Origin of the sequence: Nocardiopsis trehalosi NBRC 14201 (genome assembly GCF_001552555.1) — a bacterium.
Taxonomy (GTDB): Bacteria; Actinomycetota; Actinomycetes; order Streptosporangiales; family Streptosporangiaceae; genus Nocardiopsis_B; species Nocardiopsis_B trehalosi.
Genome location: NZ_BCRK01000365.1, coordinates 1 through 838 on the forward strand (window position 1 = coordinate 1; position 838 = coordinate 838).

Below are 838 nucleotides of genomic sequence, written 5' to 3' on the forward strand. Positions count from 1 at the left end.
CCCCCGCGCCGTTCCTCACCGACGCCCAGCGGGACCTGCTGTACTCCTCGTCCAAGGCGATCCTGCGCGAGGCGGGCTACGTGGGCGCCGGCACCTGCGAGTTCCTCGTCGGGCAGGACGGCACGGTCTCCTTCCTGGAGGTCAACACCCGGCTGCAGGTCGAGCACCCGGTCACCGAGGAGGTCGCCGGCATCGACCTGGTGCGCGAGATGTTCCGCATCGCCGACGGCGAGGAGCTGGGCTACGGCGACCCGGTCTCGCGCGGGCACTCCTTCGAGTTCCGGATCAACGCCGAGGACGCCGGCCGCAACTTCCTGCCCGCGCCCGGCACCATCACCTCGCTGGCGCTGCCCGCCGGCCCGGGGGTGCGCGTCGACACCGGGTGCGAGGCCGGGTTCACCGTCCCGCAGGCGTTCGACTCGATGGTGGCCAAGCTCGTCGTCACCGGGCGCACCCGCACCGAGGCGCTGCAGCGGGCGCGGCGGGCCCTGGCCGAGTTCGAGGTGGGCGGCATGCCCACGGTCATCCCGTTCCACCAGGCCGTGGTGGTCGACCCGGCCTTCGCCCCCGCCGACCCGGACGCGCCGTTCACCGTCCACACCCGCTGGATCGAGACCGAGTTCGCGACCGCCATCGCCCCCTACGACGGGCCGGCCGCGCAGGCCGAGGCCGCCGACCGCGACACCATCACGGTGGAGGTGGGCGGCAAGCGCGTCGAGGTCGTGCTGCCCGCCGGCCTGGGCGCCGACGCCGCCGCCGGTGGTGGCGGTGCGGGCGCGCGCCGGTCGTCCGCCCGCCGGTCACGGCGGGGCGGCGGCGCGTCCGGCCCGGCGGCGGG

1 protein-coding gene is annotated in these 838 nt (G+C 76.1%); it reads left to right on the forward strand.

All coding sequences use genetic code 11. The annotated features are described in order from the left end of the window. Positions 1-838: ATP-binding protein (locus NT8_RS28165; RefSeq protein ID WP_449406622.1), on the forward strand; the 838-nt coding region annotated here is incomplete at both ends.